Below are 25,081 nucleotides of genomic sequence, written 5' to 3'. Positions count from 1 at the left end.
TTAAAAATTGGGGAGGTAGATTATGAACAAAGTAGAGTTTAAGAAGAATTTTGATTTAGGATATGAAGTTCTAGAATTTGTTGCAAATCATGATGAGACATCTATCTGGATTAAGAATCATTACTCTGTTCCATCTTCCACGGTCAGTTCAACTATCATAAAAATTGCTGGAACATTATATGAAGAGAAAAGATGGGGCTTGATTTTTTCGGATTTAATTGAAATTGAAACGAATATTAACGAAGAAGTCCAGTTGGAATTGGACCGATTCGAAATCGATATTGAAGATTTTGATGAAGAAGCGTTTCTTGCACATTTAGTAAACCAAGCCACAATTGAAATACAGAACTCAGAATTCTCTACAGCACTGAAAGAAATGATGGTTGTTTAAAAGTACACAAATTTTGAACATAGGTGAAAGGCAGCCCGCATATCAATCATTATCGTTGGAAATATACGTAGGCAGGAGATTATTATGTGTGGATTTGTAGGGTTTTTGTATAATCAACCTCAAGAAACAAGTGACCTAAGAACGCAGGAAATGAATGAAATTATTTCATTACTTGCCCATAGAGGGCCTGACGACAAAGGGTGTTTTGTTGATGAATATGTAAGCTTTGGATTTAGAAGGCTGAGTATACTAGATATCGAAGGTGGTCATCAACCGTTCTCTTATGAGGATGAACGTTACTGGATTATCTTTAATGGAGAAATTTATAACCACGTTGAACTACGGGAAGAACAAATAGCCAAAGGTCATGAATTTTCTAGTGAATCGGATACGGAAGTCCTTCTTACCTTATATAGTGAGCTTAAAGAAAAAATGGTGCACAAATTAAGAGGGATGTTTGCATTTGTCATTTGGGACAAAGAGGAACAACACTTATTCGGAGCTCGGGATCATTTCGGCATTAAGCCCTTCTTTTACTTAGAAAATGAGGAAATGACGTATTTTTCTTCTGAGAAGAAAGCAATCCTTTATGTCGAATCCGATGAACTGGATGACGATTCACTTCATCATTATCTGAGCTTCCAATATGTACCTGAACCCAACACCATGACGAGATTGATTAAAAAGTTGCCGGCTGGTCATTATTTCACTAAGAAACCGGAGCAACCAATGGAAATTCATTCTTTCTGGACCCCGAAATTCCAGCAAGTTCATTCTTCAGAAAATCAACTAATCCATGAGATCCGCGAAGTATTAACCGATTCAGTTCATGTTCATATGCGCAGTGATGTACCGGTGGGGGCATTTCTTTCAGGAGGGATTGATTCGTCCTTTATTGTCTCATTGGCAAAGGAAGTGAATCCACGGCTGAAAACGTTTACGGTCGGTTTTGAAAAAAGTGGTTACAGTGAGGTAAATGTCGCACAAGAAACAGCAAATGTCCTCCAATTAGAAAATATCAGCTATATGATTTCATCACAGGAATTTCTTGAAGAACTTCCTAAAATCGTTTGGCATTTAGATGACCCCTTGGCCGATCCGGCATTAGTTCCGCTATACTTCGTGGCAAGGGAAGCGGCAAGGCATGTAAAAGTTGTATTGTCAGGAGAAGGGGCAGATGAGTTATTCGGTGGCTATAATATTTATCGAGAACCGCATTCTCTAAGGATGTTTAATCATATTTCTCCACGGTTTAAAGAAATATTGAAAGTCCTCAGTCGTATATTTCCTGAAGGATTTAAAGGGAAAAGCTTCATTGAACGCGGGACTACACCGTTGGAAGAACGATATATTGGAAATGCCAAGATGTTTGAAGAAAATGAGAAAAGGAAATTGCTTCGAACCTATAAATCGAATTTGGATTATACAACCATCACAAAGCCAATTTATCAACAATCAATGAGTTATGATTCGGTCACGAAAATGCAAAATATAGATATCCACACATGGCTAAAGGGCGATATATTAGTCAAAGCAGATAAGATGACAATGGCCCATTCACTTGAATTGCGTGTTCCATTTCTAGATAAACACGTTTTCGAAGTAGCATCGAAGCTACATACCTACCTGAAAATAAAAAACCATTCAACCAAATACATCTTGAGAAAAGCAGCAGAAGGACTCGTGCCTGAACATGTGGTGGAACGGAAAAAGCTCGGTTTCCCTGTTCCCATTCGTCATTGGTTAAAAGATGAGTTATATGAATGGGCAATGGACTTAATACATATCAGCCAAACAGAAACTATTTTCAATAAACAGGAAGTGTTTAATTTACTAGCGGATCACGTGAACAATAAAAAAGACAATAGCCGGAAGCTTTGGACGATTCTTATCTTTATGGTTTGGCATCAAGTTTATGTAGAGAATATTTATGAATTTAATCGTTAAGGCGGATATTGAAAAGACTTAGTAAAAAAATACATAAAAAAACGTCCGGCAACCACTCCGGACGTTTTTTCCACAGACCACATAACACAAAACAGGTAGGTTATGTGTTGAAACATAATATGAAATATTTGTAGGACGAAAGACGATGCGCATCCTCTTCCGTCTACCTTTTAAGTCTAACATGGTTATCAGAGTTGGCTAGACATCAATATATAGTTACGTTTCCAGTATGTTCATGAAACAGGCTAAATTTGTCATGGGGTCTGTAGTACTTTAAGAGTAAATGCTTTAACATCGAGTGCCGTATCTTCCCGTTTCACGTCTTCGAGCATAATATCACGGAAATAAGCAACACTTGCCGGTAACGGCAATTTTATTAATTTCGTCAATGCTTCCTGATACATGAGGATAAATTCTGGGTCGGTATTGCCTCGCTTCAATTCGGCAAAGGACTCATAAAACTGATCGAGTTTATCGGCAAATTCAAGAATCCGTCCTTCGATGGTAGCATCTTTTCCCTCTTTCATTCGATGAAAGAAAACGGGTTGAAATTCTTCGGGGATTTCTTCCAATATGAATTTTTCCATCATTTTATCTTCCACATGGGCAATCATTTGCTTCAACTCAGGCGAGGCGTGTTTGACTGGTGTTTTAATGTCACCAATGAAAACTTCCGCGAAATCGTGGTTAATCGTTTTCTCGTACAGCGCTTTCCAATCGATGGCTTCTCCGTTATTTTCTTCAATCGTCGCAAAAAACATGGCGTATTGAGACACTTTCCAACTATGTGCGGCAACATTATGCTCTTCAAATTTAAATTTTCCTGGACAGCGTATGATGCGTTCTAAATCGTTCATGCTCGTAAAAAATCGATGAATTCCCATTGTATTTCTTCTCCTTTAAGGTAGCTGTTTCCTGTCAACGTGTAATCTGTATGTACAAAAGTCTTTCATAAGTGGTTTCCACCATTCCAACAGATTAAACGCTTCTTCCTATACAATGTGTAAAAATCCATCTGGTCGTGACAAATAACACAAAAAAACTCATCCTCATTAATATCTGAGGATGAGTTATGTTTATTATTTTGTTTCTTCAACTGGTGGTGCAACAGGTGTTGTGTAATCAAAATCAATTTCATTCAATCCGTCAATTTCGATTTTTCCTTTTTTGCCAGCCAATGAGCTGTCTGCAGAAAGTTCAACTACTAAAGTTGTACGATCATCAGATAATGAAGTTCCAACAAACTGAAGTTCTTTTACTGAACCATCTTTGAAGTACGCTTCAATGTAGAACATTTCTGCAAGTTCTGTAACTGAATATTCTTTAGGTGCAGCTTCTTCCATTTTGATTTCAATCGTTGTCGAAGTCAGAATTTTAGCTGATTCTGCAAAAGGCATATAGAAAGAGAACATAATTGTATTGTATAGAAGGTTGGCAAATTCACCACGTTTGATGTTGTCATTCGTACCAAATGAAGTTGCTGTTTTACCATTTGTGATTCCTGAGCCATATAAAGCTTCAATATAAGGTGTAAATACCCCAACAGCATCCGTGAATGGTGTTGTTTCTGCATAATCTTCAAGTCCGAATGAAATAGTCAATAACTTCGCCATTGCGCCTCTGCTCAACAGTTGGTCTGGACCGAATTTATCTTTAGATACTCCCGAGATAATTCCTTCTTCAGCCAAAGCATTTACTGCACCTTGGACACGTGGGTTTAAATCTTTGAATCCTGCAGATGGTGCATTATCGACATCAAGACCAAGCGTGTTTGCCAAAATGACAGCAGCATCTCCACGTTTGATATTTAAATCTGTTCCGAAAGTGGTAGGAGTTGTTCCTTTGATTAATTCATATTCATAAAAGAAGCTGACAGCTTCATCATAACTTGAATTAACATCCGTAAATTGGTGTTCCGCTGCAGAAGCAGATGGAACGATGGCAGATACTGCCAGGATAGCTACTAAGCTAGCAGCAATAAATTTTTTAAGACTAGTAAACATTGATCTTTCCTCCTATGTATGGGTAAAACTATTTTCAAATACATCTTAATTTACCATGGATAGTTTTGTATAAATACAGGTAAATTGAGGGATTTTTAATTTGAGCCTAAAGACTCCGTACAATGGGTAAAAAATGATGAATTGGCATAAAAAAACTGCCCTTAAAAAAGGGCAGCACACTTATTTTACTTCTTCTTTTTTGAAACAATACGGCTCAATGCGAAAGCGCCAGCAAAGACTCCGATAGCAGTATTTGTGCGTTTATTGAATACTTGTTTGACAACCAAGTTCAAGTTTTGCGGACGTTCAGCTAATCTTCTCATGAAGTAACCATACCAATCATCTCCGAATGGTACGTATGTGCAGAAGTTGTATCCTTGTTTCGCTAAATCCACTTGCATGTCTTTGCGGAAACCATACAACATTTGGAATTCAAATTTGTCGTTTGAAATTTGATTGTCTTTTACAAACTTCTTCACATGATTGATAACATTGTGGTCATGTGTCGCGATTGAAGAGAATTTACCATTCAGTAAATGATACTCAATCAGTTTGATGTAGTTGGCATCAATTTCTTGTTTTGTTTGGTAAGCGTGTTCAGCAGATTCTTTGTAAGCGCCTTTTACAATACGTAAACGCATATCTTTATATTTTTCGATATCGTCTTGTGCACGGTAGAAGTAAGCTTGAATTACTGTGCCGACATTGCTGTACTGTTCAGAAAGAGTATCGATTAGATCAAATGAAGGTTGAAGGTGACCATAATCTTCCATGTCAAGGTTAATGTGCATGTCATACTTGCTCGCTGCAGCAACGATTTCATGTAAGTTGTCATAACAGAAATCATAATCGATATCGAGACCAAGTTGAGTTGGTTTCAAAGAAATGTGAGCGTCCACACCATTTGCTTGAATTGCTTCGATTACTTCCAAAATGCTTTCTTTAGCTTTCAAAGCTTCAGATCTCTCGAAAACGAATTCGCCCAAGTTATCAACGGTTGCACTGATGCCCAACGCGTTTAACTCACGAATGCTTTTGATTGTGTCTTCAACATTTGTTCCAGCGACAACAGTTTGTGCGCCTAATTTCAAACCATATTTTTTAGCTGCACTCGTCAGCAATTGGTTTTTTGATAAAGCCATAAATACATCTTTTAACATGATTTTTGCCTCCTAAAAAATATTCATTATATGTTGTCTTGCATCCGTAAAATCACTAAACCTATCATGTGTATCATGACACCGTTTTATTATAAATCTTTTTTCACGAACATGTACACTAAACGTATTGAGATTGTACGGAAATTCTTTCCTTTTAATCGTAAACCTACTCTTTAATACTATCTGAAAAACATCAAAACAGAACGATATCAGAAATAACTGATTTTTATTTATAGAAAATGCTTATCATACACATCTTAAAGTGACTTTCTCATGAGTCGTTTATGGGAGGAAGTTTCTCGTAGGCAGATAGCTTGATGTATAAATGCCATCGATATATTATCAACTCAAGATATTAGTTTTGCGAAAGGATTTTGATGATGACTTTAAATGAAAAATCTATTCCAGTTTCCGTATTGGATTTGGTTGCTGTACTTGAAGGACAAACACATAAAGAAGCAATTGGCGATTTGGTCAATTTAGCTCAACATACAGAAAAACTTGGTTATCAACGTTATTGGTTAACCGAACATCACAATATGCCTGCAGTAATTAGTTCAGCTACGTCAGTTCTTATTGGTCATGTGTTGGAAAATACTCAATCCATTCGAGTAGGGTCAGGTGGAATTATGTTGCCGAATCATGCACCATTGGTTGTAGCAGAGCAATTCGGAACATTAGAAGCCATATATCCGAAACGAGTAGACTTGGGTCTCGGTCGAGCACCTGGAACAGATATGCGTACCGCGCATGCACTTCGTAGAACAACACAGGAAACTGCTTTCGCGTTTCCTCAAGATGTAGTGGAACTGCAACAGTATTTCAGTTCCATTGAGCAGCAAGGGGAAGTTCGTGCATTTCCAGGTGTAGATGCCAAAGTGCCAATCTACATTCTCGGTTCTAGTACATCAAGTGCTTCGCTGGCTGCAAGACTTGGATTGCCATATGTATTTGCAGCCCATTTTGCACCGGCTCAACTCGAGCAAGCACTTCAGATATACCGCAATCAATTTACGCCGTCTGAGTATTTAAGCGAGCCATACGTGATGGTTTGTGTAAATGTCGTAGCGGCGGATACGATTGAAGAAGCCACCAAACTTTCCACTTCAACTAATCGATTCTATTTAAACGTGGTGAGACGCACAGAGGAATTCTTGAAGCCTCCGGTAGAATCAATGGACGGTTTATGGAATTCATTTGAAGAAAGCGCCGTCCGCAGTATGTCTACATATTCCTTTAAAGGTGACAAGAATGCAATTCAGAAACAACTGAAAAGATTTCAGGACACATTCCAAGTGGACGAATTGATGGCTGTGACGTACATTTACGATCGGGAAGCACGAAAACGTTCTTATGAGATACTGAAAGAAGCGATGGATGAACTTCAATAAGAAACAGGAAACAGGCCAGGAGATATTGGCCTGTTTTTTTGTTTGTTAAATTCATTTGAAAGGTGCCCGATCCCGTCAAATGTTCAATTAACTCCGCTCCAAACAAAGCCGCAGGTGTAAAACTGCCGCCAATTAATTACTACTAGAAAATAAAGAAATTTGGTCATTTCGAAAAAAATATAATTTAATCGAAAAAAGTTTTAAAAAAGGAAGTTTATCTCAGTAAATAATTGGTTAAATAGTTAATACATAAATTTACTTTTACGTGAAAATTTTAAGTTGGTAAATAAGTGATTTCATGAATAAAAGCTAAACCAGTTGGAGGATGTAAACAGATGAGAACAAAGACAGTGTATAAGCAACATCTTTTATTGAAACAAATTAACCGTAAAAAGAAAGACATGTACAAAAAGGCTAAGCAATTAGGCTACACACATTCAGTGGTGGTGACTTGTAGTCAAGAACTGGATCAACTCTTAAATCAATATCAAGGGATGATTCCATATCAAGAAGTAGGGTGAAGCCACAATACTCTATTTCATCTAGATACACTCAACTGTTGAAACAATATAATATTGTCATATGATAAAATTCCCTTGTCGAAGAGGAAGGCGCGCAAATGCCTGTATCTAACTGCAGGGGTTTTTTTAGCTTGATTATTTCCCTTAAGATACTTTGATAGTGCACATTTGTTCAGATAGATATCAGTCGTTTTGAGACTCAGTGTTCAAACGTGTAAAATGATTGTAGAAAATCAATTGGGAAAAGGTGCTTTCATGAAAAAATATATCATTATCGGTGCTGGAATTTTAGGGGCGTCAACTGCTTATCACCTAGCTAAAACGGGTGCAACAGTTACTGTCGTGGATCGCTTTGATAAAGGACAAGCAACGGACGCCGCAGCAGGTATTATATGTCCATGGATTTCACAAAGACGTAATAAAGCATGGTACTCTCTCGCTAAAAGTGGGGCGGCCTATTATGAGGGACTGATAGCCCAACTTGAAGAAGATGGTGAAACAGATACGGGATACAAACGCGTGGGAGCCCTCAGTCTGCATACAGATCAAAGCAAACTCATCAAAATGGAAGAACGTGCGGTTACAAGAAGAGAGGATGCAACGGAAATTGGAGAAGTTCTTCAACTGACACCGAATGAAACGGGTTCTCTATTTCCTCCGTTAGCTGAAGAATTTGGAGCGGTTTATGTTAGTGGAGCTGCTCGAGTCAACGGAAGGGCGCTCCGACAAGCCTTAATCAATTCGGCAAAAAAGCATGGAGCAACATTCATTCAGGGCTCTGCTGAAATTGAATTTGATGATCCAGCTATCACTGGAGTTCGTGTCGGCAATGAACGTTACAGTGCTGAAAAGATAATCATTACTGCCGGAGCGTGGGCGGATCAATTATTAAAACCAATGGGTATTGAATTTCAGCTCTCCTCCCAAAAAGCACAAATCGTCCATCTTCAAATGGAAAATATGAAAACGGATGATTGGCCCGTTGTAATGCCTCCAAATGATCAATATATTCTCGCTTTTGATAACGGCCAAATGGTAATAGGCGCCACCCATGAAGACCATGAAGAGTTTGATTTACGCGTCACTGCAGGCGGTTTACATGAAGTCTTTCACAAAGCGTTGTCCGTGGCACCTGGATTAGCAGATAGTACATTTGTTGAAACCCGTGTCGGTTTCCGTCCATTTACACCTAATTTTCTGCCGATCATCGGGAAGGTTCCGGGTTGGGAAGGACTTCTTCTCGCCAACGGGCTTGGGGCATCGGGATTAACTATCGGACCATTTCTAGGTGCACAACTGTCGAAGCTCGCGCTTGATGAACAAGTCGATATCGATTTGGCTTTGTACGATGTGTCAGGTGCAATTATAGACTAACCGTATGAGTTACAAAAAAACGAACACCCCCGTAGAACTTTTTTCTACGGGGGTGTTTCTAATTCTTAATTATCTTCAATAATTTCGATATGATGTTCGCCCCAAGCAGCACGTGCTAAGGAGACGCAATCAATCAACAGGGTGAGACTGTGTTTTAGTTCCAGGTAGACAGAAAGGAACTCCAGGTAGACAGAAATGCCTTCCAGGTTGCACAAAATGCCTTCCAGGTTGCACAAAATGCTTTCCCGAGTTTTCGGGTACTTGCCTTTGATAAAAAAATAGGAGGAATAAAGAAAGTTCACTAAGGACAAACTAAGGTTTTCAATAAGTAAGAGAGGAGAATTCGAAAATGAGTGAAAGAAAACCTCCACATCAGCAAATGTCTGAAGAAAATAATGGTTTGTCCGCTGCGCAGGAAGTGTTGTACAACGAAGAGTTCAACAAAGCAGACAAAGCAAGTGGATTAGAAGGCGTTAAAGGCATCAAGAAGAAAGATGAGAAAACTAAAAATAAATTAAACTGAATAGAAAAAGAGGCCAATCCTAGTTGAAATTTCAACGTTGGAATGGCCTCTTTTTATACACTAATTTTGTAAAGTGCCTTTTTAAAAATTCTTATATCGTTGTCGTTGTTTTTTTCTTATCAAAGGCATTCATGACTTGATCAAGCATGCCTTTACCATTACCATTTTTCGTGAATTCGTTGACTTGCCCTTTAAGTTTTTCTCGAGAATCTTTGTTGCGCATTAGGAAAGCCGCTCCAAGTCCAAGTGCTGCCAATGCCATCGTATTTCTTTTCATTATCAAACCCTCCTGATTTATTTTAGTAAAAGTGTTGTAGTTGAATATTTCCCCAAATGTGTATGTTCAAACATACGAATCTTGTAATTCCGACAGAACTTGAAATATTTGTATTTTCAATACAATATGTGCATATTTATTAATTTACGGTTGTATCCCCATATATTCTTCTTTATAATTATCGTATATTTCAGAAAATGTTTGGAAGTGTAAAGATGGAAATCACCTATTCACCACTTGGAGAAGAAGCAATTGTCTTAGAAGTTGGACAAGAAATTACAAAAGAAGCAACCAACCTGGTACGGTCAATCACCCGTAGAATCGAACAAGCTTCTATTGACTCAGTTGTAGAAGTAATTCCTGCATTTACGACCGTCACTGTTTTTTATAGAGTGTCTGCCGACAATCAATTTGAAGATATGAAGGATTGTCTAACCAAGATACTGCACAATAACAATGATTCGGAAAAAGTAGACCAACGGACCATTGAGATTCCCGTTTGCTATGGAGGCGAGCACGGACCGGATCTCGAGTTTGTTGCGTCACATAATCAATTAAAAGTTGAAGAAGTGATTGCCATTCATTCTTCGGGTACATATGAAGTGAATATGATTGGATTTGCCCCAGGGTTCCCGTTTATTGGAGGCATGTCCGAAAAAATTGCTGCTCCTCGTCGCTCGACTCCTAGGCTCCGTATCCCTGAACGGTCTGTCGGAATTGCTGGAATGCAGACTGGTGTTTATCCGATTGAGACGCCTGGTGGCTGGCAATTGATCGGTCGGACGCCGATGGATTTATTCCTTCCGCATGAAGACGTTCCAAGCTTGCTCCAAGCGGGAGATCTCATAGTCTTCAAGCCAATAACAGAATCGGAGTATGCAGAATGGGAGGGGACAACTCATGCTGATGATTGATAAGGAAGGTTTGCAAACGACTGTTCAAGATCTTGGCAGGAATGGTTTTCAAAAATATGGCGTTATTGTTAGTGGCGTTATGGATTCTTATGCACATCGTCTGGCGAACATATTGGTCGGCAATGAAGAGACGAAAGCAACGATCGAAATTACATTAATGGGCCCACATATAACATTTCTTGAAGACTGTTTATTTGCATTAACTGGCGCGAATCTATCACCCGTCATTGATGGTGTACCCATAAAAATGTGGCGCCCGATTTTTGCCAGAAAAGGTTGCAAGCTGATTTTTGGAAAGCCTGTAACAGGTTGCCGAACGTATATGGCGGTTGCTGGAGGTGTTGCTGTACCTAAAGTGATGGGGAGTCAGTCTACCTATATACGAGCGAGTATCGGAGGGTTTAACGGAAGAGCCTTGCAAAGAGGAGATGTTATTCCGGTTAATGACGCCCCACAACAAGTTAAAGGTTTTATCAACAAGCTCTCTAAAGAAATAAACGATAGGTCATTTATGCAAGTGGAATGGACATTAAAGTCCGAAGCAATTCCCAGCTATCAAAAGGATGAGACGGTGCGTGTCATAGAAGGAAGACAAGCACATTTATTCTCTAAAAAAAGTAAAGATGATTTCCTTAATCAAGTTTTCCAAATCACTTCAGATTCTGATCGGATGGGTTATCGATTGAAAGGAACTGAACTTAGATTAGAAGTACCGAAAGAATTGCTTTCAGAGGCAGTGTCATTTGGTTCCATCCAAGTGCCCCCTGATGGACAACCCATCATTTTGATGGCAGACCGACAAACGACTGGTGGCTATCCAAAAATAGGACAAGTTGCATTTATTGATTTGCCGAAAGTGAGCCAGCTGAAGCCTGGGGAAACCATTCGTTTTGAAAAAATATCTTTGGAAGAATCACAAAAATCAATGATTGAGCAGAGAAAATTGATCGATCAATTAACGCAATCCATTTCACTTAAATTTAAGGAGGGTACATGAAAATGAAGTATCAAGTCGATTTAAATTGTGATATGGGTGAGAGCTTTGGTGCCTACAAAATGGGAAACGATGAAGAGATACTGGATTTTGTGACATCTGCAAATATCGCGTGTGGATTTCATGCAGGCGATCCTTCCACGATGCGCAAAACGGTCAAACTCGCACTCGAAAAAGGCGTAGGCATTGGTGCGCATCCTGGATTTCAAGATTTGACTGGCTTTGGTAGAAGAAATTTTTCAGTTACACCTCAGGAAGCTTATGAAATCGTGGTCTATCAAATTGGGGCATTGTTTGGCTTTGTAAAAGCGGAGGGTGGCGTGATGCAACACGTCAAGCCACATGGTGCGTTATTCAACATGGCGGCTACCGACGCGTCGTTATCTGAAGCAATTGCCGAAGCGGTTTATGCGGTGAACCCTGAGTTGGTTCTCTTTGGTTTATCCGGTAGTGAAATCGTCAAAGCAGGTGAGAAGATTGGTTTACGCACTGCGAATGAAGTCTTCTCCGATCGTACTTATCAAGCAGATGGAACATTGACGAACCGAAAAGAAGCTAATGCACTGATTACGGATACGGAAACAGCCATTCACCAAGTCGTTCGAATGGTTAAAGAAGGCAAGGTCACAAGTATCAGCGGAAAAGAAGTTTTGATTCAAGCCGACACTGTGTGTATTCATGGAGATGGGCTGCATGCACTCGATTTTGCACAACGTATTTCTCAAGACTTGAATTCATCTGGAATTGATATTCAAAAAATTTCAGAGTTCAAATAAATCATAAGGGGGATCCACATGAAAACTGAGAACAAATTGAAAAACACAAACAGGAGTTTATTGCTAGGTGCAGCCTTCCTGATGGCGACTTCTGCGATAGGTCCAGGATTTTTAACTCAAACGACTGTCTTTACCGAATCCCTTCTTGCAAGTTTCGGATTCGTGATTCTGATTTCCATTATTATCGATATCGGCGCTCAGTTGAACATTTGGCGAATCATTGCCGTCTCTGAAAAACGGGCACAGGATATTGCAAACGATATATTGCCGGGCCTTGGTTACTTTCTTGCAATTTTAATTGTTATGGGTGGTCTTGCATTCAATATCGGAAATATTGCAGGTGCTGGTCTTGGAGTAAATGTTTTATTCGGAATCTCTGCACAGACGGGAGCCATTCTCAGCGGAATTCTTGCCATCGGTATTTTTGTTGTTAAAGAAGCGGGCAAAGCGATGGATAAATTCGCGCAAATATTAGGTTTCATCATGATTGGATTAACTGTATATGTCATGTTTACTGCAGATCCTCCAGTAGGAGAAGCTGTTGTGAAAACTTTTGTTCCAGACAAGATTGATATTTTGGCGATTGTAACATTGGTAGGAGGAACGGTTGGGGGTTATATCACCTTTGCCGGGGGTCACCGATTGATTGATGCGGGTGTCAAAGGTGTAGACTCGCTTCCTGAAGTGAACCGTAGTGCAGTATTTGCAATTGTAGTTACTGCTATTATGCGAATTGCCTTGTTCCTTGCTGTTCTTGGTGTTGTGTCACAGGGGTTAAAACTTGATCCTTCTAATCCACCTGCATCTGTTTTCCAATTGGCAGCTGGTAACTTTGGTTATAAAATTTTCGGGATAGTAATGTGGGCCGCAGCAGTTTCTTCTGTAGTAGGTGCGGCCTATACATCCGTTTCATTCATTCGTACATTCCATCCGTGGTTAGAAAAACATCATCAAAAAATCATTATCGCGTTTATTTCGATTTCAACTATCGTCTTTGTATTCGTCGGTCGTCCGGTCAGTATTCTTGTACTAGTTGGATCTGTAAATGGTTTAATTTTACCGATTGCGTTAGGCGTTATGCTTATTGCGGCGTATAAAACGAAAATTGTAGGTGACTACAAACATCCATTGTGGATGACTATTTTTGGAATCATTATTGTTATCGCGATGTCGATTATGGGTGTTTACACCTTAATTGAAGGAATTCCTCAATTGTTTAAATAGAAATCGCTGTTAATCGTACATTTCCATTAGCGGCATGTTCCGCATGAGCCAACACTCTCTTTGATGTGATGCATGCCGCAAATGCGCTATTTCGATATTTATCATCCTTCTTATAATGCCTTAAAAGAAAGGGGGTTTAACTTGATGCAACCATCTGAAATAAGAGGAAAGATGCGCAGTGGTGAGATTTCTTCACCAACTTCTGGGTTGTGTGAAGAGTACATTCAAGCAAATCTGGTTATTTTACCGGAAGATTTGGCTTTTGATTTTCTATTGTTCTGTCAAAGAAATCCCAAATCTTGTCCGCTAATTGACGTCACAGACGCAGGTTCGTATATTCCGAAAATGTCTGCACCCAAAGCTGATTTACGTACAGATTTACCTAGATACCGCGTCTATCGTAATGGAGAAGTCGTGGATGAGCCTACAGATATTAAAGAGTATTGGACTGACGAAATGGTCGGTTTCCTGATTGGCTGCAGCTTCACATTCGAAGATGCGCTAATTAAAAATGGCATTCCTATGAGACACAATGAAGAAGGCGTTAATGTGCCTATGTATAAAACATCAATTGAAACGTCGCCTGCAGGCAAATTTGCGGGACCGACAGTCGTCAGCATGCGTCCAATGAAAGAAGCGGATGTCATTCGGGCAGTTCAAGTCACCAGTCGTTTTCCATCGGTTCACGGTGCACCGATACATATCGGAAATCCAGAATCAATCGGTATAAAGGACATTCAACATCCGGATTTTGGCGATGCAGTGACGATTAAAGACGGAGAAGTACCCGTCTTTTGGGCATGTGGTGTGACACCCCAAGCAATTGCTATGCATATGAAGCCTCCATTGATGATCACTCACGCACCTGGTCATATGTTCATCACAGATTTAAAAAGTGAACATATAAGCGTGATTTGATTCTGACTGCTACCTTTGAATATTCACAATTACTGAAGTATCTCTTGGTTTATGACTGAGAGGTACTTTTTTGTGCTAGTATAAGCAATACAAGGTTAATTGGACGTGACCAAAACAAACGGAAAAGGAGGACCTTTAATTGAAATTCGTAAAATCGAAAATGAAGCAACTCGTAAAAGAAAATGAGGAACTGAAGATACGCTTAAAGCAAATCATGAAAGAACATGAGCTTGAAAAAGATTTCGCCCTTAAAGCGATGTACCATACTGATGTAGTAGAAGGAAAATTTCAAGCAAAATATCAGGAACTTTCATAATCAGCATATTGGCAACAAGGATCCAAATCAGGAAATTACCTGGTTTGGATTTTTCTATATAATGGGATATTTAAAAAGTGTATGTGTACAGTTAATGACAATCTCCTATATTTCTTTGTAAACATGACGTTTGTCATACTACTCTTATGATATATACACTTGTGAAAAACATTGCTTCTTACCATACTAATACATTCAAAGGAGTCTCCATTCATCCTGTTGATTTCCTAAATTAACCATTTTCATTAATCACTTAAGTGGTATTTAAAGGAGCTATGGCCATGAACCAATCAAATATTGCATGGGTTACGGATTCAACTGCTACCCTGTCTACAGAATTTATAGAAAAACATAATATCTATGTGGTACCGTTATTCGTTATTTTCGGAGAAACCGCTTACAAAGAAAACGTTGAAATCAGTTCAAGCGAATTTTATAAAAAACTTGCGTCCGTTAATGATTTACCTAAAACTTCACAACCTTCTCCAGGCGAAATGCTGGAGCTGTTTAATGAAATAAAAAACAAATACAAGCACGTTATTGCCATTCATGCGACAGGTGCATTGACTGGTGCGTATAGTGGCGCAGTTTCGGCGACAAAAGAAGCTGGAGTAGATGCGTTTGTTCTGGATTCTCAAATTGGATCATTTCCACTTGGAAAAATGGTGGAGCGTGCTGTGGCGTTAGAGCAACAAGGAAAAACGTTTGAAGAAATCGTTACTGAAATCAAGACGTTGCCTGCAAAAGGTCGCCTGTTCTTAACGCCTGGCAGCCTTGAACAACTCCACAAAGGTGGGCGTGTAACGGGTTCACAAGCCGTGTTTGCAACTCTATTGAATATGAAAGTCGTCTTGAAATTTCATGAAGGACGTGCAGTGCTGTCCGATAAAGTACGAAGTCATAAGCGTGCCATCGCCAAAATGGCCGACTATTTAGAAGCCGAAAAAAATCACGTAAAAGAAGTGACTGTCCTCCACGCGGATAATTTGAAAGAAGCGACTCAATTGAAAAAAGAACTTCAAACGCAACATCCTCAGATTATTTTCTCTACAACAGAACTTAGTCCCGTGCCAGGCACTCATACGGGAAGAGGAACTGTCGGTCTTGCTTGGTTAGGAGAATAAGAATATTTATAACGTAAAAAGTCGCCAATCCCTATGTATGGGGTGGCGACTTTTTTGTTGTGTGGGCTCCCCAGTTATTGTCTCTTAGTGAAAGGATGCTCTCGTTTCTGGAAATAAATCATAAACTATAACTCGTGGATTTAAGTCGTGACTTTTATGAGGTGTTAGTTGGAATAGTGATAAGTAAAGATAAAGAGAGACGCGAAGTGACAAAATCACATTGCGTCTCTCTTTGTAAATTCGGGAAATGAATTCCATTGTTTATGCTATTACGTTACTTTTTACGCGTACAACTTCTTCAAGTCTAGCTTGAACTTGCTCTTCGCTTAAGGTGTGCTCCACGATATAACGGTTGCGTGGATTCGTGCGGCAAGCATCCGAACAGCTGCGCAAATACAAGTGCTCGTTTTCTTCTGAACAAAGAATTTTATCATTACATTCTGGGTTAGCACAGTTTACGTAACGCTCACAAGGTGTACCATCGAAATGATCTTTTCCTACGATTACGTGCTCGACTTTGTTGATCGGCACAGCAATGCGTTCGTCAAAGACATACATTTGTCCGTCCCAAAGCTGACCTTTCACTTCTGGGTCATTACCGTAAGTGTGGATTCCACCGTGAAGTTGACCTACATCTTCGTAACCTTCTTTGACTAACCAACCGGAGAATTTCTCACAACGAATTCCGCCTGTGCAGTAAGTCAAAATCTTTTTACCTTCGAATTGTTCTTTGTTTTCGCGCATCCATTGTGGCAAATCACGGAAGTTTTTAATTTCCGGACGAACTGCCCCACGGAAATGACCTAGATCGAATTCATAGTCATTGCGTGCATCGATGACGATTGTATCGTCCTGTTGCATTTTTTCGTAGAATTCTGTTGGGGACAAGTATTGACCAGTAATTTCGTTCGGGTTGATATCATCTTCTCCAAGACCAAGATGTACCACTTCATTTTTCGCACGTACATGCATTTTTTTAAACGCATGACCTTCCGCTGCATCAATTTTCCACATCATATCTGCAAAACGTTCATCACTCTTCATCATATCCATGTAGGCTTGGGTCTGTTCGATGGTTCCAGAAACGGTTCCGTTAATTCCTTCATGAGATACAAGAATACGACCCAATAAGCCGATTTCTTTACACGCAGCCAAGTGAGTTTGTGCGAATAATTCAGGTTCATCTATTAATACATATTTATAATATAACAAGACTTGATAAGCATTGTTTTCCATTTTAATTTAACCACCTTAATTTTATGGTAATTCAATCAATAAATATAGCATAAAAGTGATGAAATGAATAGTGATAATAGGGAAATCAGACTGTTAAATTGTGTAGGAAAAGTGAATTTTAGATAAGTTGGGGTGAAATGGAGAAAAGGAATGGCGAATGCTGGATAAGCCCATGTGAAATGGAGATATCCATCACTGAATTCTCGATATCCTTCCACTTAATCTAGATATCGAAAAAACCTTTAAAGGATAACGTCCATATTTCTCGAATAGGATCCCTTATCAAGGATAATCATAATAAAACGTCTGCCTTCTTTTTGGAGGCAGACGTTTTTGTTTATATGACCGTTTAAAGATTTTGTGCAACCTGACCCCTCATTCAGTCTACCTGCTTCGCCGAACTGTTTACCTGAACAAGCATTCTCGTCCGGACAAGCCAAATGCGCAACAGAGAAGGAATTATTTTGTCTCCTGGAGTATCAGATATATTATTTAGGCGGATGTTCACATTAATTATATAAAAATTTTAAATATTTTATGCAATATATTGCATTTCATTTAAAAAGAGAGTAGGATTACTGACAGTGATAGTTTCAGTATGCAATATATCGGAGTTGCATAAACTACAATCTTTAAATTGCAGGAGGTAAACAAAATGGATAAAAAATTATCGTTATCAGCATACTCTGTCATTGGATTGATGCTGTTCGCTTTATTCTTTGGTGCAGGAAACTTAATATTCCCGGCAACTCTTGGTCAAAATGCAGGCACGAATGTATGGTTGGCAGTAGCTGGATTTTTATTAACTGGAATTGGTTTACCGTTTCTTGGCATACTCGCAATGGGCTATTCAGGAAGTCGCAGTTTACAAGACCTTGCAAGCCGTATCCATCCGGTATATGGCGTCATTTTCACTGCCTTGCTGTATTTGACAATAGGACCGTTATTCGCAATTCCTAGAACTGGTGCGGTTTCTTATGATATCGGTGTGGCTCCATTTTTAGGAGCAGGTCATGAACAGATTGGGTTAATTGTCTTCACCATCATTTTCTTTGCTATAACACTTTGGTTATCTCTGAATCCGTCGAAAATGGTTGATCGTATCGGGAAGTTATTATCTCCAGCTATTTTAGTACTGCTAGGAACTTTACTTGTCATGGTAATCGTTAATCCGCTTGGCTCGATCCAAGCACCTCAAGACTCATATGCCAATGGTGCATTCATGAAAGGCTTCACTGAAGGCTATAATACGATGGATGCGCTAGCATCACTGGTATTCGGGATTATCGTCATTGATATTATTCGAAAAATGGGTGTTACATCCACTCGTGGAATTTTAAAGGCTACAGCTAAATCAGGCGCAGTAGCTACTGTCTTACTTGGCATGATTTATGTAGGTGTTGCATATTTAGGAGCGACGAGTACGGAAATGTTTGGTTTATTTGATACTGGTGGACCAGTGCTTACGAATACAGCCGCTTATTATTTTGGAACATTTGGTACCCTAATGATGGCTGTCATTATTTTTCTTGCCTGTTTAACGACTAGTATCGGTCTGATTACGGCATGTGGGGAGTATTTCCATAGCCTATTCCCTAAGGTGAGTTATAAATTATTCATCATCGGTTTTTCAACATTTTCATTTATCATTGCCAATTTCGGCTTATCGAACATTATTACGTACTCGATTCCCGTGTTGATGTTCTTGTATCCGTTGGCAATCGTCTTGATTATCTTAACGTTCGCATCACCGTTGTTTAAGCATTCGCGCATGGTTTATGTTTCGGCAACGGTCGTTACATTGATGGTGAGCAGCATAGATGGACTGAAAACGTTATGCACTTCATTAAACATGGAGTATTTCGATTGGATGAAACCAGTCATTTCGTTTTATGAAAACTACTTGCCTTTTTATGAACAAGGTCTGGGCTGGCTGATTCCTGTGCTCATTGTCATGGTGATTACAGGAATTCTCGCTTACGTAAGAAAAGCTTCACTCGCTTATTCACAATGATTTTAACCTAAAAACCCTCAAATCTCAGATACTTTTAAAGTATCAAGATTTGAGGGTTTTTTTATAGTTCTTCACGAGTATAAAATTCTTCTATTGCACGTAGCCAGTTGTCCCGCATCACTTGGGAGACGGATGCGGCATCACGTTTTTTTAATAATTCGATGATGGTAGCATGCTCCTTAATAGAATGGGTCGTCAAAACGATTGAATTATGGAAGAACTGTCTGAGTACATGGGCTTGTAAATTAGCAACCATCGATGTGATATAGGGATTGTTTGCGGCATCTACAATAATTTGATGAAACTCTTCATCAATTTTCAAGGCTGAAAAATAGTCTTTTGTTTGGATTGCATGTGAAAATCGTTCATTTGTATCTTCCATGTTATGAATCGTTTTTTTATCTAAGTTGGGTATGGCTAATTCGGCAGACAGTGCCTGCAACGCGGCTAACGGAGGAAGGAGATCTTTAATGTCTTCTTTTCTCACAGTTGTGACCTGCGTGGCTTTTCCGGGAAACATTTCAACGAAACCTTGAACTTCAAGCAATTGTAACGACTCTCGGATAGGTGTTCGGCTGACACCCAATGCTTGAGCCAATTCCGTATCGTTCAATTTTTCTTCAGGACGTAATGTACCGTCAATAATCCATTGCTGCAACTGGTTAAAAGCATTCTCTTTGGCAGAGATGCGAATGGGTTTGGCATGATTAGTGGGTATCGGCATATAGGTAACAACCTTTCCTATCAAGAAATAATATGTATAAAAATGGATGATTTCTTCCATTATACAACAAATACTCTGTATGTGATATATTGCACTTTGAATTTAGCATTAATTTTAATTTATATCATATTCCAGTAATATAAAATAGATGATAAATAATACCAGACTAAAGGTGTTGAGGAGTACTGACATTATTACCACAGGAATTTGGAGGATAATATTTGTATTCATGCTTGGCATCTTTTACACTGACCTCAATTCAACACTGGAAAGCGGGTGGCATAATGTTTGGATTTAATGATATGTGGAAATTTTTCTTTTCATTTTTCTTGGTGATGCCTCTTGTGACAATTCTTCATCAAATGGGTCATATGTTTTTCGCGCGCATTTTTGGAGGCAAGGTAAATATGCACATTGGATCGGGAAAAATTTTGACGAAGATTGGACCTCTACATATACGACGGTTGTACTTTTATGATGGTTGGTGTGAATATATTTCTTTGGCTAAAAAGAGACGTAGATGGCAGCTGATTTTGGTCTACTTGGGTGGATCGCTTTTTAATTTGACCGCTATATTACTGTTGAATGGCTTGATTTTGATGCGTGAACTGGAACCCGGCATTTTCTTGTATCAATTCGTTTATTTCTCTTTCTATTTCATTTTCTTTTCACTATTTCCCATATGGCATGGGGAGAACCCGAGTGACGGAATGGCTGTTTGGAATCTCATACGTAAGAAACCATTTAAAAATAATCCTACGATGTAATCCCTATTCGTGATGAGAGGATAAATACGTAGTGTCAGTTTGTCATGGTCCAGCTGGATTAGTAGGTGCAACGCTTTCAAATGGCGCACCATTGGTTGAAGGAAAGCGGGTCAGTGCAACAGTAGAGACGGGGCAAAATTGGTCTGAGAAATCTGTGGTGGATGGCAAATTGATGACAGGTCAAAATCCACAATCCACGCCAAAATGGTTGTAAAAGAATTAATAGAAAAATTAGGTTCATAAATAGGGCTGCATGCGATTTTGTGCACTGCTATTCTATTTTGAATAATGTCATAGCTTTTTCACTGAAACAGTGAAAAGGCTATTTTTTGTGAATTGAAAAATTGGGAATACAGTTTATTTCATGATAAGATGATTCAATCATTCATTTTTGCGGAATGTAAAGGAGTTTTTATGAAAAATCGAAGTATTGTAGCTATATTTTATTTAATTGGATTAACCTTTCTGTCTTTGGGCATTAGTTTAATAATATTGGCTGATTTAGGGGCTGGAGCCTGGGATGCCATGTACGTAGGGCTAAATAATCTTTTTGGCCTAAGTGTCGGTGCGTGGGTCTTTATTGTAGGGATATTACTTATTTTCATCAATGCTCTTCTATTAAGAGAGCGAATTGATATTTCTGCAGTAATCCCTGTAGTAACGGTTGGTTTTTTGATTGATTTCTGGTTGTTATTTGTTTTTGCTAACTATCAGGCACCGATTCTACCAATTCGATTTGCCATGTTGGTTGGCGGTATTGCAGTGATTGCAGTAGGAATTGCCTGTTACTTACAGTCGAAAATTGCACGTAACCCTATGGATACTTTGATGATGGCAATTCAAACTTTGACTGGCAAAAGCATGGCTGTCTCTAAAACCATGATGGAGCTTGGCGTGCTGGTGATTGCGTTCATTCTCGGTGGCCCAATTGGATTGGGTACTATTTTTGTGACTCTTATGATTGGTCCAATGATTCAGTTCTTCTATCGACCGGTAACTAAGTTGCGTGAACGTTTATGTAATGAGTCTGTTTTGCTATAGAGTGTATAAATAGATAAAGAGCAGTGAATTCTTCATGAATTCACTGCTCTTTTTTTAGCTTAATGCGAAAATAAATCGGTTGAATGCTTCATATGTTTCTTTGTTTCTGGATCCACGAAGTGTTTCGCAGAATTAATGGCAATAGGTGCTTCGCCGAATCCACAGGCAATAAGTTTAACTTTACCTTCATACGTGTTGCTGTCCCCGACTGCGTAAACGCCCGGCAGAGTCGTTTCCATACTGGAATTGACTTTGATTGCATGTCGTTCCATCTCCATGCCCCAATTTTTCATGTTGCCAATATGTGAGCGGAATCCATAATTGACAATGACATAATCTGCCTTTAGCAATTCAATATCACCATCCGATTTTCGGACTGCCACATGAGTAAACGTATCACCATCTGGTTCAAAATGATCCACTACAAATGGTGTTTTGATGACGACAGATGATTGATGAAGCAAATCCAAGCTATGTTCGTGCGCACGGAAAGAATCACGTCGATGTACGAGAGTGACTGTTTTCGCGATGGGTTCAAGCATGAGTGCCCAATCGACAGCTGAGTCCCCTCCACCAAATAATACAACGTCTTTTCCTGCAAATTTGCCCATGTCATCTACAAAATAATGAAGTTGCGTACCTTCGTATTTAACTGCTTCTTCGAGTTCCAGTCGCTTTGGTTCAAACGCGCCATTCCCAGTGGTGAAAATGACTGATTTTGATAAGTGCTTCTCTTTTTCAGTTGTCAGTTGCCATGTACCATCTTCAAGTCTTGTCATATCTTCCACGGACTGATCTGTGACGATAGTGGGTGAGAAAATAGATAGTTGCTCGGATAAATTGGCTACTAAATCTTTTGCACGCACTTTAGGAAATCCAGCAATATCATATATGTATTTTTCCGGATAGAGTGCCGTTAATTGGCCACCTACATTGGGTAAACTTTCAATTATTTTGACTGACATTTGACGCATACCGCCATAGAAAGCTGTAAATAATCCAGCAGGACCTGCGCCTATTATTGTTACATCATATACTTTCATATAAATCGAGCCCCTTGTCCATTAAGTGTCTACCATGAGTCTACCACTATCGTTGGTAATATAAGCATTATCACGCACATTTCAGTCGAAAGGATGAGACGAATCTTACAATTGTTTATCCGTAAAATGACGATAAGGATAGTGAATTTCTTATAAGTCTTTCTCCAAAATAATCTTATGTTTCCCTTTAGCACTTGTATACGTGGAAATGATATTAAAACCATGTTTAATGTTGAGAATCAGCATTTCTTTTCGATTATTTCTGGATTTCGTTTGAACCGTTTTGTATTCGGCATTCTTAAGTAGCTTGTGTTGGAGTGCCATTAGTTTGGAAGCAATTCCTTGTTCGCGATAAGAACTGTGTACACCACCAAGCCAGCTATAAAATATATCGGGGCTGAGTTCATATCCCATTTTAAAACCGATTACTTCATCATTGGAAACTACAAGGCATGTAAGTAAGTTATGCTTGTTGTGCAATTCCTCTAGAGAGAGTTCTGCTCCTTCGAACACGTGTTGATGAAGTTGTTGAATGCCAATCAAATACTTTTCTTCGGGAATACCGTCAATATATGTATATACCATGAAGAACCTCCTGTTGTTTGTATGAAAACGTTTCTGTAAGACAATATATATAGGACATTAAATATGTTTTACAAGCCGTATGTTTTACCTCCAAGTTGAAGGGAATAATAAGCATAAGATGAAGATTCTAAAGGAGGCATTTACCATGAGTGAAAAAGAGAAGTTTCCTGAATTTGAGCCAGAGCCTATAGAAATTGAAAAACGGCAGAAACAGCAAGAAGAAAACGAAAAAGAGTTAATACAAAATCAAAAATTGCACGACAATCGTGTGGAACAGAATCGCAATAATCAACAGCAGGATATTCAAGGTGAAAAAGAATTGAACAATCAATCCAATGCAAACCAAAATGAACAGAACTTAAATGATTTGACGCATGACATTGCCAATAAGCAAGGGCGCAACTTTAATTAGGTTATTTTTCCTCGGCTTTGATGGCAACTAACACTAAGTTGTTAGCGAGACCTTACCAATTATTTGGTGAGGTCTTTTAGTTATAACGTCTCTTTTTGTTGATTATAATAGAAAGGGGGGTCTAAGCATGAAAACTTATCAAGAACTTGCAAATTCAGTCGTCATTTCCGCAAAAAAAAATCGACTTCTCAGTTATGACAATACATTGACACTCGTAGGTACCGGAAGAAGTGCTTTTGTCTTTCGGATTAAGTCTTCCAGTAAAGCCATTAAAATCTTTTTTCCGGAATTCACATACATTGCAAAAGAAGAGGCGGATATCTATAAAGAACTGCATGGTATTTCGTATTTCCCGAGCATTTATGATACCGGACAGAACTATATTGTTATGGATTATATAGAAGGACGTACTCTTTTTAAATGTGTTAATCAAGGCATTCCCATTACTTCCGACCACATTGATGAGATTGATAGGGCTTTATCAATGGCGTTAAAGAAGGGGCTGAATCCTTCAGATATTCACTTAAGGAATATTATTATTACAGCAAATAACGACATCAAGCTGATTGATGTCGCTCGTTTCAGGCAAACAAAAGATTGTTCCCAATGGAATGATTTAAAAGCGGTATATCTACAATTTTATACGAAGCGATTCTTTCCGAAAAAAATTCCGGCTGGCGTTATGAACACATTAGCTTTCTTCTATAAAAAACATCTGATTCCGCATCAGTTGTCATCATCGAAGATTGGATAAATAATATTAATACTTATTATGCAACGAGCGGCAGATTTTCAACTGCCGCTTTTTCATATGAAATGAAAATTTTAGTTATTTATAGATTATTGATGGGCAAAACGGTAGAGTGTTTGATTTCCCGTAAGGCAAGACTGGTCTGGATTCGTGAGATGCCTAGTTTATTCAGTTTGCGAATGAATTGTTCGAGTTCATGGCGGTTCCTGTTCGCTACTTTTAATAAATAATCGTATTCGCCAGTCAGGCAGTGACATTCCAAAACAGCGGGGAGGGCTTCCAAATTCTTTTCCAAAATTTCAAGTTTCTCTGCCTGGTGGATATCGGTGCTGATAAAGATGTAGCACAAGAGGTCGAAACCGAGTTTTTGCTGATCGAGAATGGCGACTTGTCTATTGATATATCCTTCGGTTTCCAGCCTTCTTATGCGCGCATGCGTAGCAGGGGGGGACAGACTGACACGCCGACCGAGCTCTGCGTTGCTGATATTCGCTTGTCTTTGCAGAATATCGAGAATTTGAATATCGATTGGATCGAGTACTTTACTAATCAATGATTCCATGGATTTTACCTCTTTCTTTTTTATTCCAAAAATGCCTCTTGGTTAAGTGTTTAATGGAATAATATTAAGTATCTATAGTATATTCTTTTGTTT

27 protein-coding genes and 1 pseudogene are annotated in these 25,081 nt (G+C 39.0%); 19 read left to right on the top strand and 9 right to left on the bottom strand.

Translation table 11 applies throughout. The features are described 5' to 3' along the window. The first annotated feature begins 22 nt into the window (after positions 1-22). Together HMPREF1210_RS10055 and asnB are read left to right on the top strand one after the other, a co-directional pair. Positions 23-391: a hypothetical protein gene (locus tag HMPREF1210_RS10055; RefSeq protein ID WP_016428562.1), complete on the top strand. Its 369-nt coding sequence runs from the start codon at positions 23-25 to the stop codon at positions 389-391. Between the two features lie 84 nt (positions 392-475). Next, positions 476-2,338, top strand: a complete 1,863-nt coding sequence (gene asnB, locus HMPREF1210_RS10050; protein ID WP_016428561.1) for an asparagine synthase (glutamine-hydrolyzing) — start codon at positions 476-478, stop codon at positions 2,336-2,338. Between the two features lie 254 nt (positions 2,339-2,592). On the opposite strand, the gene HMPREF1210_RS10045 is transcribed toward asnB, so the two are convergent. The 3 genes from HMPREF1210_RS10045 to HMPREF1210_RS10035 form a co-directional block, all read right to left on the bottom strand. After that, entirely contained in the window at positions 2,593-3,222 is a 630-nt protein-coding gene (locus HMPREF1210_RS10045; protein ID WP_016428560.1) for a YfbR-like 5'-deoxynucleotidase, read from the bottom strand. A gap of 195 nt (positions 3,223-3,417) precedes the next feature. Next, positions 3,418-4,341, bottom strand: coding sequence for an S-layer homology domain-containing protein (locus tag HMPREF1210_RS10040; RefSeq protein WP_016428559.1), 924 nt, complete (start codon positions 4,339-4,341; stop codon positions 3,418-3,420). Between the two features lie 185 nt (positions 4,342-4,526). Beyond that, entirely contained in the window at positions 4,527-5,501 is a 975-nt protein-coding gene (locus tag HMPREF1210_RS10035; RefSeq protein ID WP_016428558.1) for a proline dehydrogenase family protein, read from the bottom strand. A gap of 377 nt (positions 5,502-5,878) precedes the next feature. Here HMPREF1210_RS10035 and HMPREF1210_RS10030 point away from each other — a divergent pair, with 377 nt between their 5' ends. The 4 genes from HMPREF1210_RS10030 to HMPREF1210_RS17695 all read left to right on the top strand — a co-directional run bounded on the left by HMPREF1210_RS10030 (position 5,879) and on the right by HMPREF1210_RS17695 (position 9,310). Further along, complete coding sequence (locus HMPREF1210_RS10030; protein ID WP_016428557.1) at positions 5,879-6,892, top strand: LLM class flavin-dependent oxidoreductase; 1,014 nt, start codon at positions 5,879-5,881, stop codon at positions 6,890-6,892. A 335-nt stretch (positions 6,893-7,227) separates the two neighbouring features. After that, positions 7,228-7,413 (top strand): aspartyl-phosphate phosphatase Spo0E family protein, encoded by a 186-nt coding sequence (locus HMPREF1210_RS10025; RefSeq protein WP_016428556.1) that lies wholly within the window; start codon positions 7,228-7,230, stop codon positions 7,411-7,413. A 255-nt stretch (positions 7,414-7,668) separates the two neighbouring features. Beyond that, positions 7,669-8,787: an FAD-binding oxidoreductase gene (locus tag HMPREF1210_RS10020; RefSeq protein ID WP_016428555.1), complete on the top strand. Its 1,119-nt coding sequence runs from the start codon at positions 7,669-7,671 to the stop codon at positions 8,785-8,787. Positions 8,788-9,136: 349 nt separating this feature from the next. Continuing rightward, positions 9,137-9,310: a YfhE family protein gene (locus HMPREF1210_RS17695; RefSeq protein ID WP_016428554.1), complete on the top strand. Its 174-nt coding sequence runs from the start codon at positions 9,137-9,139 to the stop codon at positions 9,308-9,310. Between the two features lie 91 nt (positions 9,311-9,401). Here HMPREF1210_RS17695 and HMPREF1210_RS10015 read toward each other — a convergent pair whose 3' ends face one another. Then, a complete protein-coding gene (locus HMPREF1210_RS10015; protein WP_016428553.1) occupies positions 9,402-9,587 on the bottom strand; it encodes a hypothetical protein in 186 nt (61 codons plus the stop codon). A gap of 215 nt (positions 9,588-9,802) precedes the next feature. Between HMPREF1210_RS10015 and pxpB the strand changes: the two genes are divergently transcribed. From pxpB to HMPREF1210_RS09985, 7 genes are all read left to right on the top strand, one after another. Continuing rightward, a complete protein-coding gene (pxpB, locus tag HMPREF1210_RS10010; protein ID WP_016428552.1) occupies positions 9,803-10,501 on the top strand; it encodes a 5-oxoprolinase subunit PxpB in 699 nt (232 codons plus the stop codon). After that, positions 10,488-11,498: a biotin-dependent carboxyltransferase family protein gene (locus HMPREF1210_RS10005; RefSeq protein ID WP_016428551.1), complete on the top strand. Its 1,011-nt coding sequence runs from the start codon at positions 10,488-10,490 to the stop codon at positions 11,496-11,498. Before pxpB ends, HMPREF1210_RS10005 begins: the two co-directional genes overlap by 14 nt. 2 nt (positions 11,499-11,500) lie before the next feature. Then, positions 11,501-12,271 (top strand): 5-oxoprolinase subunit PxpA, encoded by a 771-nt coding sequence (locus HMPREF1210_RS10000; RefSeq protein ID WP_016428550.1) that lies wholly within the window; start codon positions 11,501-11,503, stop codon positions 12,269-12,271. A gap of 18 nt (positions 12,272-12,289) precedes the next feature. Next, the gene (locus tag HMPREF1210_RS09995; RefSeq protein WP_016428549.1) at positions 12,290-13,495 is read left to right on the top strand and encodes an NRAMP family divalent metal transporter; all 1,206 of its coding nucleotides are present in this window, start codon (positions 12,290-12,292) and stop codon (positions 13,493-13,495) included. A gap of 144 nt (positions 13,496-13,639) precedes the next feature. Next, positions 13,640-14,413, top strand: coding sequence for a putative hydro-lyase (locus HMPREF1210_RS09990; protein ID WP_016428548.1), 774 nt, complete (start codon positions 13,640-13,642; stop codon positions 14,411-14,413). Positions 14,414-14,552: 139 nt separating this feature from the next. After that, positions 14,553-14,729 carry a hypothetical protein gene (locus tag HMPREF1210_RS18215; RefSeq protein ID WP_016428547.1) on the top strand — a complete coding sequence of 59 codons (177 nt, stop codon included), beginning with the start codon at positions 14,553-14,555 and terminating at the stop codon, positions 14,727-14,729. A gap of 281 nt (positions 14,730-15,010) precedes the next feature. After that, complete coding sequence (locus tag HMPREF1210_RS09985) at positions 15,011-15,853, top strand: DegV family protein (RefSeq protein WP_016428546.1); 843 nt, start codon at positions 15,011-15,013, stop codon at positions 15,851-15,853. A gap of 261 nt (positions 15,854-16,114) precedes the next feature. Here HMPREF1210_RS09985 and HMPREF1210_RS09980 read toward each other — a convergent pair whose 3' ends face one another. Next, positions 16,115-17,089, bottom strand: coding sequence for a rhodanese-related sulfurtransferase (locus HMPREF1210_RS09980; protein ID WP_016428545.1), 975 nt, complete (start codon positions 17,087-17,089; stop codon positions 16,115-16,117). 655 nt (positions 17,090-17,744) lie between these two features. On the opposite strand from HMPREF1210_RS09980, the gene brnQ reads away from it, so the two are divergent. Then, on the top strand, positions 17,745-19,103 hold the full coding sequence (gene brnQ, locus HMPREF1210_RS09975; RefSeq protein WP_016428544.1) for a branched-chain amino acid transport system II carrier protein: 1,359 nt from the start codon (positions 17,745-17,747) through the stop codon (positions 19,101-19,103). Positions 19,104-19,164: 61 nt separating this feature from the next. On the opposite strand, the gene HMPREF1210_RS09970 is transcribed toward brnQ, so the two are convergent. Further along, complete coding sequence (locus tag HMPREF1210_RS09970) at positions 19,165-19,827, bottom strand: GntR family transcriptional regulator (RefSeq protein WP_036659523.1); 663 nt, start codon at positions 19,825-19,827, stop codon at positions 19,165-19,167. 284 nt (positions 19,828-20,111) lie between these two features. Here HMPREF1210_RS09970 and HMPREF1210_RS09965 point away from each other — a divergent pair, with 284 nt between their 5' ends. The 3 genes and pseudogenes from HMPREF1210_RS09965 to HMPREF1210_RS09955 all read left to right on the top strand — a co-directional run bounded on the left by HMPREF1210_RS09965 (position 20,112) and on the right by HMPREF1210_RS09955 (position 21,635). After that, positions 20,112-20,594, top strand: a complete 483-nt coding sequence (locus tag HMPREF1210_RS09965) for a membrane protein (RefSeq protein ID WP_036659896.1) — start codon at positions 20,112-20,114, stop codon at positions 20,592-20,594. A gap of 22 nt (positions 20,595-20,616) precedes the next feature. Continuing rightward, positions 20,617-20,837: pseudogene (locus HMPREF1210_RS17690) on the top strand (DJ-1/PfpI family protein); the annotation flags it as partial. A gap of 171 nt (positions 20,838-21,008) precedes the next feature. Then, on the top strand, positions 21,009-21,635 hold the full coding sequence (locus tag HMPREF1210_RS09955) for a YitT family protein (protein WP_016428540.1): 627 nt from the start codon (positions 21,009-21,011) through the stop codon (positions 21,633-21,635). 59 nt (positions 21,636-21,694) lie between these two features. On the opposite strand, the gene HMPREF1210_RS09950 is transcribed toward HMPREF1210_RS09955, so the two are convergent. Continuing rightward, the gene (locus tag HMPREF1210_RS09950) at positions 21,695-22,678 is read right to left on the bottom strand and encodes an NAD(P)/FAD-dependent oxidoreductase (protein ID WP_016428539.1); all 984 of its coding nucleotides are present in this window, start codon (positions 22,676-22,678) and stop codon (positions 21,695-21,697) included. A gap of 150 nt (positions 22,679-22,828) precedes the next feature. Beyond that, the gene (locus tag HMPREF1210_RS09945; RefSeq protein ID WP_016428538.1) at positions 22,829-23,263 is read right to left on the bottom strand and encodes a GNAT family N-acetyltransferase; all 435 of its coding nucleotides are present in this window, start codon (positions 23,261-23,263) and stop codon (positions 22,829-22,831) included. 145 nt (positions 23,264-23,408) lie between these two features. Here HMPREF1210_RS09945 and HMPREF1210_RS09940 point away from each other — a divergent pair, with 145 nt between their 5' ends. Next, on the top strand, positions 23,409-23,675 hold the full coding sequence (locus HMPREF1210_RS09940; RefSeq protein ID WP_016428537.1) for a hypothetical protein: 267 nt from the start codon (positions 23,409-23,411) through the stop codon (positions 23,673-23,675). Between the two features lie 127 nt (positions 23,676-23,802). Beyond that, a complete protein-coding gene (locus tag HMPREF1210_RS09935) occupies positions 23,803-24,429 on the top strand; it encodes a hypothetical protein (protein WP_016428536.1) in 627 nt (208 codons plus the stop codon). Between the two features lie 79 nt (positions 24,430-24,508). On the opposite strand, the gene HMPREF1210_RS09930 is transcribed toward HMPREF1210_RS09935, so the two are convergent. Next, positions 24,509-24,988 carry an Lrp/AsnC family transcriptional regulator gene (locus tag HMPREF1210_RS09930; RefSeq protein WP_016428535.1) on the bottom strand — a complete coding sequence of 160 codons (480 nt, stop codon included), beginning with the start codon at positions 24,986-24,988 and terminating at the stop codon, positions 24,509-24,511. Between the last annotated feature and the right edge of the window lie 93 nt (positions 24,989-25,081).

It is taken from the genome of Paenisporosarcina sp. HGH0030 (genome assembly GCF_000411295.1).
Classification (GTDB): Bacteria; Bacillota; Bacilli; order Bacillales_A; family Planococcaceae; genus Paenisporosarcina.
The sequence above is the reverse complement of the archived record's forward strand: the minus strand, read 5'-3'. Positions and strand labels throughout refer to the sequence as shown.

Bases quoted from the DNA above. Each gene is read 5' to 3' on its own strand.
- HMPREF1210_RS10055 (WP_016428562.1), top strand. From the start codon at position 23: ATGAACAAAGTAGAGTTTAAGAAGAATTTTGATTTAGGATATGAAGTT.
- asnB (WP_016428561.1), top strand. From the start codon at position 476: ATGTGTGGATTTGTAGGGTTTTTGTATAATCAACCTCAAGAAACAAGT.
- HMPREF1210_RS10045 (WP_016428560.1), bottom strand. From the start codon at position 3,222: ATGGGAATTCATCGATTTTTTACGAGCATGAACGATTTAGAACGCATC.
- HMPREF1210_RS10040 (WP_016428559.1), bottom strand. From the start codon at position 4,341: ATGTTTACTAGTCTTAAAAAATTTATTGCTGCTAGCTTAGTAGCTATC.
- HMPREF1210_RS10035 (WP_016428558.1), bottom strand. From the start codon at position 5,501: ATGTTAAAAGATGTATTTATGGCTTTATCAAAAAACCAATTGCTGACG.
- HMPREF1210_RS10030 (WP_016428557.1), top strand. From the start codon at position 5,879: ATGATGACTTTAAATGAAAAATCTATTCCAGTTTCCGTATTGGATTTG.
- HMPREF1210_RS10025 (WP_016428556.1), top strand. From the start codon at position 7,228: ATGAGAACAAAGACAGTGTATAAGCAACATCTTTTATTGAAACAAATT.
- HMPREF1210_RS10020 (WP_016428555.1), top strand. From the start codon at position 7,669: ATGAAAAAATATATCATTATCGGTGCTGGAATTTTAGGGGCGTCAACT.
- HMPREF1210_RS17695 (WP_016428554.1), top strand. From the start codon at position 9,137: ATGAGTGAAAGAAAACCTCCACATCAGCAAATGTCTGAAGAAAATAAT.
- HMPREF1210_RS10015 (WP_016428553.1), bottom strand. From the start codon at position 9,587: ATGAAAAGAAATACGATGGCATTGGCAGCACTTGGACTTGGAGCGGCT.
- pxpB (WP_016428552.1), top strand. From the start codon at position 9,803: ATGGAAATCACCTATTCACCACTTGGAGAAGAAGCAATTGTCTTAGAA.
- HMPREF1210_RS10005 (WP_016428551.1), top strand. From the start codon at position 10,488: ATGCTGATGATTGATAAGGAAGGTTTGCAAACGACTGTTCAAGATCTT.
- HMPREF1210_RS10000 (WP_016428550.1), top strand. From the start codon at position 11,501: ATGAAGTATCAAGTCGATTTAAATTGTGATATGGGTGAGAGCTTTGGT.
- HMPREF1210_RS09995 (WP_016428549.1), top strand. From the start codon at position 12,290: ATGAAAACTGAGAACAAATTGAAAAACACAAACAGGAGTTTATTGCTA.
- HMPREF1210_RS09990 (WP_016428548.1), top strand. From the start codon at position 13,640: ATGCAACCATCTGAAATAAGAGGAAAGATGCGCAGTGGTGAGATTTCT.
- HMPREF1210_RS09985 (WP_016428546.1), top strand. From the start codon at position 15,011: ATGAACCAATCAAATATTGCATGGGTTACGGATTCAACTGCTACCCTG.
- HMPREF1210_RS09980 (WP_016428545.1), bottom strand. From the start codon at position 17,089: ATGGAAAACAATGCTTATCAAGTCTTGTTATATTATAAATATGTATTA.
- brnQ (WP_016428544.1), top strand. From the start codon at position 17,745: ATGGATAAAAAATTATCGTTATCAGCATACTCTGTCATTGGATTGATG.
- HMPREF1210_RS09970 (WP_036659523.1), bottom strand. From the start codon at position 19,827: ATGCCGATACCCACTAATCATGCCAAACCCATTCGCATCTCTGCCAAA.
- HMPREF1210_RS09965 (WP_036659896.1), top strand. From the start codon at position 20,112: ATGTTTGGATTTAATGATATGTGGAAATTTTTCTTTTCATTTTTCTTG.
- HMPREF1210_RS09955 (WP_016428540.1), top strand. From the start codon at position 21,009: ATGAAAAATCGAAGTATTGTAGCTATATTTTATTTAATTGGATTAACC.
- HMPREF1210_RS09950 (WP_016428539.1), bottom strand. From the start codon at position 22,678: ATGAAAGTATATGATGTAACAATAATAGGCGCAGGTCCTGCTGGATTA.
- HMPREF1210_RS09945 (WP_016428538.1), bottom strand. From the start codon at position 23,263: ATGGTATATACATATATTGACGGTATTCCCGAAGAAAAGTATTTGATT.
- HMPREF1210_RS09940 (WP_016428537.1), top strand. From the start codon at position 23,409: ATGAGTGAAAAAGAGAAGTTTCCTGAATTTGAGCCAGAGCCTATAGAA.
- HMPREF1210_RS09935 (WP_016428536.1), top strand. From the start codon at position 23,803: ATGAAAACTTATCAAGAACTTGCAAATTCAGTCGTCATTTCCGCAAAA.
- HMPREF1210_RS09930 (WP_016428535.1), bottom strand. From the start codon at position 24,988: ATGGAATCATTGATTAGTAAAGTACTCGATCCAATCGATATTCAAATT.